This is a genomic window from Rhodoferax sp. OV413 (assembly GCF_945881795.1).
GTDB lineage: Bacteria > Pseudomonadota > Gammaproteobacteria > Burkholderiales > Burkholderiaceae_C > Allorhodoferax.
In genome coordinates, this window is sequence record NZ_CAMCVG010000083.1 from 1 (window position 1) to 9345 (window position 9345).

The following is a 9345-nucleotide window of genomic DNA, read 5'->3' on the forward strand; positions in this document are numbered from 1 at the left end:
GTCCGGCTTGCAAAAGCAGGTGTCCCTGCTCATGATTGACGTGGGCAGCAGCAGCTCGCCTGAGTCGTTTGATGCCGTCAAGAAAAAATGCGGCGCTCTGGAAACCGGCTGCATCACCTTAGGGCTGCGCCAGCCTGCAGACATGTTCAGGCGGGCCAAAGATGGCGAAATCGAGCGCGAAAAGATGACGCCCATGCTGGTGGAAATTAACGCGCTGTTCCACCGCCAGATGTACAGCATCGAGTAAGCGCGTGAGCGTAATTGCCCGACTCCTCGGCCGCCCCCGCGCCATGGGTCCGTTGCCCAAGCGTTGGAGCGCCTGGGCGGCGCTGGCGTTTGGTGTTCTGCACTTTGCCGCGGGCGCTGTCACGCTCTGGCTCGAGAGTGCCGACAGCCCCTGGGCGCCGCTGGGCGTGGAGCTTGCGCTCATAGGCCTGTTGTTTGTTGCAGCCGCGGCCTGCACGATCTACTTCTACCTTGAAGAAGCCCGTGACAAGAGCAGCCACCTCGACGAATTCCGCCACGTCATCGACAACCTCAACCGTGGTGAGATAAAACAAGGTGCGCGTTTGAGCGAAGACCCCAAGTCCTACCTCAACGACTTTTACAAGGCCTTTAACGGACTGCTCGAGCGGCGCCTGGAGACTTACTTCGATGGCTTTGAACAAGACAAGCAGGTGCTGTCCAGCCAGCGCGACGAAGCCGAGGCGGCCAACAAGGCCAAGTCGGAATTTCTCGCGCTCATGAGTCACGAGCTTCGCACCCCCATGGCCGGCGTCATCGGCATGCTGGAGTTGGGGCTGCGTGAGGGCATGCCCGATTCGTTGCGCGAAAAGATGACCATGGCACTGGCCAACGCCAAGGGCCTGCTGACCATCGTGAACGACCTGCTCGACGTCTCAAAAATCGAGGCGGGCAAGCTCAGCCTGGAGTACATCGACTTTGCACTTGGCCCCATGCTGCGGGATTCCTTGGTCATGTTGCATGAGAACGCGCGGCAGCGCTCTATTGAGTTCTCGATCAACGTCGACCCCCGCATCACCCCGTATGTCAATGGCGACCCGACCCGCATCCGCCAGGTGCTGATCAATCTGGTGGGGAATGCGCTCAAGTTCACCGAAAAGGGGGGCGTCACCGTCCACGTGAAGCCACTCAAGGAAGCGCCCGAGGGCTTGCCCACGCCTGCGGGCGATGTGCAGTGGGCGCACTTTGTGGTGCGCGACAGTGGCATTGGCATGTCGGAGTCCGCGCAAAAGCGCATGTTCCAAAAATTTGAGCAGGCCGACAGTTCCACCACCCGCCGCTACGGCGGCACCGGGCTGGGCCTGGCCATTTGTAAACAACTGGTGGAGCTGATGGGCGGGCAAATTGGCGTGACCAGCCGCGAGGGCTATGGCTCGGTGTTTTACTTCGATTTGCCCCTGCAAGTGGGTCAAAAGCCGGCCGAGGGCGACGACTATGTGGCCATCGCCCACTCGCACATCCTCAATATTCTGGTGGCCGAAGACGCGGTTACCAACCAGATCATCATCAAGTCGCTGCTCGAAGAAATGGGCCACCTCTGCACCTTGACAGACGACGGGCGTGCTTGTATCGACATGCTGATGGAGCGCGAGTTCGACCTCATTCTGATGGACCAGCGTATGCCGGTCATGGACGGCGTAGAGGCCACCGATGCGATTCGCAAGGGCCACGCCTTTGCGCCGGGCTGGGAGTTTGTAGATGACGCGGTGCCCATCATCGCGCTGACCGCGAACTCCGGCGAGGCAGACCGTGATCGCTTTTCGCAGGCTGGTGTCGAAGATTTGTTGGCCAAGCCGATTGACGAGGTGGCGCTGCATAAGGCGCTTGCCGCGGTGATTCAGAAGCACCTCTCGGCTGGCCGCCCCTTGAAGCCCTTGAGCGCGCCGGCGCCGGTGCCCAGCGTGCCGACACAGCGCTTGGTGGCCGGCAGCGACGACGATGGCGAAGCCCCCAACGCCGATTTGCTGGAGCTTGAGGCCATGTTGGGTATGGCCTTTACCCCCAACGAGCACCCCAACATTCCTGAGCCCGCAGCCGCGCCGCCGCAGCCAGCGGCTAGCACCAGCACCAGCATCAGCATCAGCAAACCGAAGGTGCGGCCGGAGCTACACAAAAAGCTGCTCGTCACATTTCATGTGCAAGCGCCTGACAGAATTCGCGACATTGAAGCCGCCATGCAGCGCGGCGATTGGGGTTCTGCAGCCATCACGGTGCACGGGCTCAAGGGGTCTATGGGCTACATCTGGCCTGACCATCCTGCCGTCGCCCTGGCGGCCGAACTGGAGCAACTTGCTGATGGCGGACACACACAAACCTTTACCGAAAAACTGCCCCACCTCATCGGCCAAATGCGTGCGGCCTTTGCCAACGAGCAGATGGAGCTGAACTTCCCGCCAGCCGCCTGAACATGAAGCTGTATCTGTAAGACCCGAAATCCCGAGCTTTCCTTTCATTTCCCCTTGGAGCTTTTATGAACTTTCGAAAGATTGCCTCTCTGGTTCTTCTCAGCGGTGCCGCACTTGTGGGCCCCGTGAGTGCGCAGGAGCTGAACCTGGGGCTGGTGTCCGTATCGTCTACCGCGTCCTTGCGCCAAGCGTGGGAGCCTTTGGTGGCTGACCTCAATAAAGCCACGGGCCTGAATGTGAGCTTGTTTTTCGCAACCAACTACGCCGGCATCATCGACGGCATGAAAGACGGTAAGGTCCAAATTGCTTATATGGGAAACAAGTCTGCGATTGAAGCTGTCGATCAGTCCGGAGGGGTTGTCTTTGCGCAGGCAGTCGCCGCAGACGGCTCGCTGGGATACACATCGCACCTGATTGCGCATGTGAACAGCCCCATCAACGACGTGAAAGACGTGCTGAAGAATGCCAAGACCCTGAGCTACGGCAACGGAGATCTGGACTCGACCTCCGGATACCTGGTGCCCGAGTACTTCATCTACAGCAAAGACGGTATCGACACCAAAACCGCATTCCGTAGCGCCAGGAACCAGAACCACGAAGCGAACGCATTAGCGGTGGCAAACAAGCAGGTCGATATCGCCACCAACAACTCACAAAATCTGGCCAAGATCAAAGACAAATTCCCCGAGAAGTTCAAAGACATCAAGGTAATCTGGACTTCGCCTTTGATTCCCCTTGACCCTTTGGTGATGCGCAAAGACCTAGCCCCTGCGGTTGCTGCGAAGTTGAAGACTTTCTTTTTCAGCTACGGCAGTGATGAACGGGAGCGTGGCATTTTGGCCAAAATCGAGGGCACCAAATCCTTCAAAGAATCTTCTGACAAGCAACTCATTCCGGTGCGCCAGCTGGGCTTGTTCTCTGACCGTAACAAGGTGGTCGCCAACGCGTCTTTGAGCGATAGCGACAAGAAGGCGCAACTCGCCGCCATTGACGCCAAGCTCAAGGCGCTTCAATAAACCACCAGCCTATTCCGGCATACCAAGCAAGGCACGATCCCAGCATGAAGCTCAAGCTCCGTCACAAATACGCGCTGGCTTTCGGGGGCCTGATCAGCCTGGCATTGCTGTTGAACAACTTGGTGGATGGCTACTTCACCTACCAGCGAACCATTGCCAGAGTGGCCGAAATCCAGCGCGAAAAGGCGGGGTTTGCGGCGCAGGGCGCGCAAAGGTCGCTGGAAGATGTGAGCCAGTTGCTCATTCAGTTGTCGCGGCCTACCAAGGGACAGACGCCCTTGGAGGCGCGCATTCAGAATATGGAGCAGCTGCGTGAGAACCCGGTGTTCAGCGAGCTGGTTGTTTTGGACAAAGACGGGCGCGAGCGCTACCACGTCTCCCGCACTGAAGCCGACGCCATCAACAGCCTGAAGGACCGCAGCGATTGGCCGGAGTTCAAAAAGGCCATGAGCGACGGGTTCTACCGTGGCCCTACCTATTTTGTGAACGAGAGCGAGCCCCACATCAAGCTGGCGGTGGCCGCCGGGCCGAACGAGGCGCGCATTGTGGTTGCGAGTGTGAGCCTCGAGGCCTTGCTGCACGACGTGAGCAAAACAACGGTGGGCAAAACCGGTTATGCCTATGCGGTCGATGAAGCCGGCAGGCTGGTGGCCCACAAAGACCTGAACCTGGTGCTGCAAGGGGCCAAGGTGTCGGGCCTGCCGCAGGTGCAGGCGGTCATGCCCGCGCTGGGGGGCAGTGACAATGCGGTAGTTCCCTTGATGGGCAAGGATTTGAGCGGTAACTCGGTGCTGAGTGCGAGTTACCCCATCCCCAAAATCGGTTGGCGCGTATTTGTGGAGCAGCCCGCCAAAGAGGCCTTGACGCCGCTGTTTACCGATCTGGCCATCAACTGGGCGCTGATTTTGTTGGTCGGCATCTCGGCTGCCCTGGCAGTGACATCGGTCATGGTGCGCAGGTTGGTCACGCCGATTGCGATATTGAAGCGGTCAGCGCAGGAAATGGCCGCCGGGGCGCTCGGCCAGCGCATTGAACTGCGCAGCGGCGATGAGTTGCAGGATCTGGGTGACCAGTTCAACCTGATGGCCGAGCGTCTGTCTGAGAGCTACGCCACGCTCGAGCAAAAAGTGCAAGACCGCACGCAGGCACTCAATAGCGCCAATGCGGAGCTCCTGGAAAAAGAAATTTCTCTGGAGGATGCGCTGGCTAAATCCCAGCAAGCCAGCGCGGCTAAAACCGCCTTCCTAGGCATGATGACGCACGAGCTGCGGACCCCCTTGGCCGGCGTGGTGGGTATGCTGGACTTGACCTTGAAGTCGCTGCGTAACAGCACCGAAAAATCCAGTTACGAGCGGGTCATGGAGGCGCAGCGCAACGCGTACCAGCTGCTGGAGATGTTGGGCGGTCTGCTGGATATTGCCGAAATGGATGCCGGCAAGCTCGCAGTGCGTAGCGAGGTGTTTGCGCTGTCGGACTGCCTGGATGAAGTCCGCCACCGGTTTGCGCACAAGGCGCAGGCCAAGGGGCTGGAGTTGTCGATTCAGGTTGATCCGGCAGTTCCCCCTTACCTGATGGCTGACGAGCGACTCATGACCACGGTGCTGGGCAATTTGATGGACAACGCGATCAAGTTCACCAGCCGCGGCAGTGTGCAGGTGCTGGTGCATTGTGCGGACCCTGCGGGTGACAAGGTGCCGCTCACGCTGGAGGTGGTAGACACCGGTGCGGGCATCGACCCCGAAGCGCAAAAGTCGATTTTTGAGGCTTTTCAGCAGGCGGATATTTCGACCACACGCCAGTTTGGCGGGGCGGGTCTGGGCCTGGCCCACGCGCGCAAGATTCTGGATCTGATGGGCGGCACTATCAGCGTAGCGTCTGCGCCGGGACTGGGATCAAAATTCACGGTGCAGCTGCACGTAGGCGTGGTGCACAAAAAGCGGCACGACTACAAGCTGCACATTCTTGCCGCTGAAGACGTGTTGACCAACCAGATCATCGTTCGCGACGTGGTCGAGGGGATGGGTCACGACATCGTGCTGGTGGAAAACGGCAAAGAAGCCTTAGATGCCCTGGCGAAAGCGCACTTCAATATGGTGTTGATGGACCTGCGTATGCCGGTGATGGACGGGATTGAAGCCACCCGCTGGATTCGCTCGGGGCAGCATGAGGGCGTGCACTTTATTGACCCCCGCCTGCCCATCGTGGCGCTCACCGCCAACACCAGCGAAACTGATCGCCAAAAGTGCATTGACGTTGGCATGAGCGGCTTCTTGGGTAAGCCACTGGACGAGCTGAACCTGCACCAGATTATCTCGGGGGTCATTGCCGACAGCCTTCAAAACGGCGTGCCGCTGGTGCCCATGCACCCGCCGGCGGCGCACAGCCAAGATGCAAGCGCTGCCGCTGACCAAGATGACGGGCTGTCAGCCTTGGACGACCTGCTGGCCTTGGGTGCTGGCGCGAGTCTCGACCTCGAATTGCCGCTGGATGAGGTGACCACCGGCGCGGTAGCGCCGCTGCCACCACCGGCTCCCGCGGCGCCCGTGTCAGCGCCTGCGGCGCCTGGCCTTGATGCCAAAAGGCAGGCTTTGCACGTAAAGATGTTGCAGGTGTTTATGGACGACGCGCCCAAGCGCCTTGCGGTGACCGAGACCGCCATTGCCGCCGACGACTGGGACACCGCGGCGATCGTGGTGCATGGCATCAAGGGCAGCGCGGCCTATATCTGGCCGGGTGGCGAGATCTACGAGCTGAGCAAGAAGCTTGAAATATTGGCTGACGATCGCCAGACCGAAGAGTTCGTGCAGCAGTTTGGACGCCTCAAAGAGCTCGTGGCCAGCTTGAATGCGCAACGGGCTGGGCAATAGTCGCCTCGATAAGCGGCTCGATAGGCGGCGCTCCGTCACGCCGCTATTTCTGCGGCGTTTCTTTTAGAAGCTGATGCCCGCCGGGTTGTTGGGGTTGAGTGCGGAGCCAGGGGCTTCAGACGCAGGCCCCGCGGGCCGGCTGTCGGGCTTGGTTTGCGGCTTGTCTGTGGACGGCTCTGCGAGTTTTTGCACTGCGACCAACGGTGTGGCCGCGCTGAAACGGTAGCTGGCAGGTAGCGCCGATTTTTGAGGATAGCCTGCAGCGTCCAGGTACTGCGTCCACTGCGACTCCGACAGCCCCTTGATTTTTTGCCCGCCCAGGGTCAGCACGGGGAGCGATGTGTCGCCTGACAAGCGCTTGAGGGCCTCGATGTCTTCGTTGGTAGAAATCGACTTCTCGGCAAATGGAATCCCGCGGGCCTTGAGCAGGCTGCGACCGCTGTCACAGGGCACGCAGTCGGCGCCGGCATACAGGGTGACGGGGTATTGGCCCATTGCCTGGCGCAATGCATAGGGCAGGGCGCTCGCGGCGGGGCCTGGGGGCGGGGTTGGGCTGGCGGATGCTGAAGTGGCTGGTGTGACTCTGGCAGCGGCCTCCTGCGGCGGCTTGTCAGAGAAGGTGACCCGGCCATCCGGTCCGACGATGCGGTAGACCGTTTGCGCCTGCAAGGACGCCGCAGCCATAAGGCAGGCGGTCAGGGCGACAAGGGGCAGGGCGGCAAGGGGCTTGGCAGCAAAGGGTAAGGCGCGGGTGGATTTCATGTGAGGTTCCTCATCAAACAGCAGATGCGCCAACCCGCGATCCCGCTCAGCTTGCCATGCCCTGATGGCGGAGCAGGGCGTCGAGCGAGGGCTCGCGGCCGCGGAAAGCCTTGAACGACTCCATGGCGGGACGGCTGCCGCCGGCCTCGAGGATAGCCTCGCGGTATTTGCGGCCGGTTTCGGGGTTTGGCAGACCATCCTCGCCAGCGGTTTCTTCAAAGGCCGCGTAGGCATCGGCGCTCAGCACTTCGGCCCATTTGTAGCTGTAGTAGCCCGCCGCATAGCCGCCGGCAAAGATGTGGCTGAAAGTGTTGGCCGAGCGCGCCCACTCGGGCGGCTGCAGCACCGCCACTTCCCGCCGCACAGTGTCCAGCAGGGGCAAGTAGTCGGCCTCGGGCGCGTGGCTGGTGTGCAGCAGCATGTCGAACAAGGCGAATTCGATTTGCCGCAGGGTTTGCATGCCGCTCTGGAAGTTTTTGGCGGCAAGCATTTTGTCGAACAGGGCGCGGGGCAGGGGCTCGCCGGTGTCGACATGCGCTGTCATGTGCTTGAGCACGCTCCACTCCCAGCAGAAGTTCTCCATGAACTGGCTGGGCAGCTCCACCGCGTCCCACTCCACGCCGCTGATGCCGGAGACGTCGTGCTCGTTGACCTGCGTGAGCATGTGGTGCAGGCCGTGGCCGAATTCGTGGAACAGGGTGGTGACATCGTCGTGCGAGAGCAGGGCCGGTTGGCGGATGCCGTTGATCTCCACGCCATCGGCAAAGTTGCAGACCAGATGCGCGACCGGGGTTTGCAGGGCGCCGGTGTCGGGGCGCAGCCAGCGGGCGCGCACATCGTCCATCCAGGCGCCACCGCGTTTGCCGCTGCGGGATGCGGGGTCGAGGTAAAACTGCCCGACCAGGGTGCGGCCCTGCGGGCTGACACGCTCGAGCCGGTAGAACTCGACGCCGGCATTCCAGACCGGGGCGGTGTCGCGCCGGATTTCGACGTCAAACAGGGTTTCCACAATCTTGAACAGGCCGGCCAGCACTTTGGGCGCGGTGAAGTACTGCTTGACCTCTTGTTCGCTGAAGGCGTAGCGGGCTTCCTTGAGCTTTTCTCCGATGAAAGACCAGTCCCAGGCCCGCGGCTCGGCGATGCCCAGTGTGTCGCGGGCAAAGTCGCGCAGGTCTTGTATGTCTTTTTCGGCATAGGGCCGGGCCTTGGCCGCCAGGTCGCGCAAAAAGTGGATGACGGATTCGGCCGACTCGGCCATCTTGGGCACCACCGACAGCGCGCCGAAGTGCGGATAGCCAAGCAGGCGGGACTCTTCGAGACGCAGGGCCAGAATTTCTTTGATGTTGGCGGTGTTGTCAAACTGCCGGAACTCGGGCGCGGCCTGCTCGCTGGCGCGGGTTGCGTAGGCGCGGTACAGCACGCTGCGCAGGGCGCTGCTGGTGGCGAACTGCATGACCGGCAGGTAGCAGGGCATTTTGAGGGTGAGCTTGTAGCCTTCTTTGCCCTCGGCCTCGGCGGCCGCGCGGGCGGCCTGCTGCACGTCGGGCGGCACGCCATCGAGCTCATCGGCGCGGGCGTAGTAGCTGAAGGCGTCGGTGGCGTCGAGGGTGTTTTCGCTGAACTTCTGGCTCAGCTCGGCCTGTCTTTCCTGAATCTGGGCGAAGCGCTCGCGGGCGGCTCCCTGCAGCTCGGCGCCGCCGAGCACGAAGTTGCGCATGGCGTTTTTGTGGGCCTGTTGCTGCTCGGTATTGAGGGTGGCGGTGGCTATGGCTTTGTACTTGGCATACAGCCGCTCGTCGGCGCCCAGCCGTGTCCAGAATTCGGTGACCTTGGGCAGCGCGGCGTTGTAGGCGGCGCGCAGCTCGGGCGTGTCGGCTACGCTGTTGAGGTGGCTGACCGCGCCCCATGCAATGCCCAGCCGCTCAGTGGCTACGTCGAGCACCTTGGCAATGGCCGTCCACTGTGCTTCAAAGGTCGGCGCGGTCACGGTGTCGAGCGCGGTTTGTGCCTCTGCCAGCAAGGTGTCAATGGCCGGCTCGACATGCTCGGGGCGGATGGCGTCGAAGGCTGGCAGGGTTTGGGGGCTGAGCAGTGGGTTCATGGCGTGGTGTGCGGCTTGTCGGTGTGTGACTTTTCAGTGTGCGGTTGGGTCTGGGACGGTGGCGCGCTCGGCGGCTTGCAAGGTGTTGGCCAGCAGCATGGTAATGGTCATGGGGCCGACACCTCCGGGCACCGGGGTAATGAAGCCAGCCACCTGGCGCACGCCGTCAA

General features: G+C 61.4%; 6 protein-coding genes and 1 pseudogene. 4 read left to right on the forward strand and 3 right to left on the reverse strand.

Going from position 1 to position 9345, the window contains the following annotated elements; genetic code table 11:
* The 4 genes from Q0O05_RS09850 to Q0O05_RS09865 form a co-directional block, all read left to right on the forward strand.
* Positions 1-247: hypothetical protein (locus Q0O05_RS09850; RefSeq protein ID WP_293662573.1), on the forward strand; the 247-nt coding region annotated here is incomplete at its 5' end.
* A 4-nt stretch (positions 248-251) separates the two neighbouring features.
* A complete protein-coding gene (locus Q0O05_RS09855; RefSeq protein WP_293662575.1) occupies positions 252-2429 on the forward strand; it encodes an ATP-binding protein in 2178 nt (725 codons plus the stop codon).
* Between the two features lie 65 nt (positions 2430-2494).
* Positions 2495-3445, forward strand: a complete 951-nt coding sequence (gene phnD, locus Q0O05_RS09860; protein WP_293662577.1) for a phosphonate ABC transporter substrate-binding protein — start codon at positions 2495-2497, stop codon at positions 3443-3445.
* Positions 3446-3489: 44 nt separating this feature from the next.
* A complete protein-coding gene (locus tag Q0O05_RS09865) occupies positions 3490-6312 on the forward strand; it encodes an ATP-binding protein (RefSeq protein WP_293662579.1) in 2823 nt (940 codons plus the stop codon).
* A 63-nt stretch (positions 6313-6375) separates the two neighbouring features.
* Here the strand turns inward: Q0O05_RS09865 and Q0O05_RS09870 are convergent, their stop codons facing one another.
* The 3 genes and pseudogenes from Q0O05_RS09870 to Q0O05_RS09880 all read right to left on the reverse strand — a co-directional run.
* Entirely contained in the window at positions 6376-7074 is a 699-nt protein-coding gene (locus tag Q0O05_RS09870; RefSeq protein ID WP_293662581.1) for a glutaredoxin family protein, read from the reverse strand.
* A gap of 46 nt (positions 7075-7120) precedes the next feature.
* A complete protein-coding gene (locus Q0O05_RS09875; protein ID WP_293662582.1) occupies positions 7121-9175 on the reverse strand; it encodes a M3 family metallopeptidase in 2055 nt (684 codons plus the stop codon).
* A gap of 33 nt (positions 9176-9208) precedes the next feature.
* Positions 9209-9345, reverse strand: a pseudogene (locus Q0O05_RS09880) (bifunctional methylenetetrahydrofolate dehydrogenase/methenyltetrahydrofolate cyclohydrolase); the annotation flags it as partial.

Bases quoted from the DNA above. Each gene is read 5' to 3' on its own strand.
- Q0O05_RS09875 (WP_293662582.1), bottom strand. From the start codon at position 9,175: ATGAACCCACTGCTCAGCCCCCAAACCCTGCCAGCCTTCGACGCCATC.
- Q0O05_RS09865 (WP_293662579.1), top strand. From the start codon at position 3,490: ATGAAGCTCAAGCTCCGTCACAAATACGCGCTGGCTTTCGGGGGCCTG.
- phnD (WP_293662577.1), top strand. From the start codon at position 2,495: ATGAACTTTCGAAAGATTGCCTCTCTGGTTCTTCTCAGCGGTGCCGCA.
- Q0O05_RS09870 (WP_293662581.1), bottom strand. From the start codon at position 7,074: ATGAAATCCACCCGCGCCTTACCCTTTGCTGCCAAGCCCCTTGCCGCC.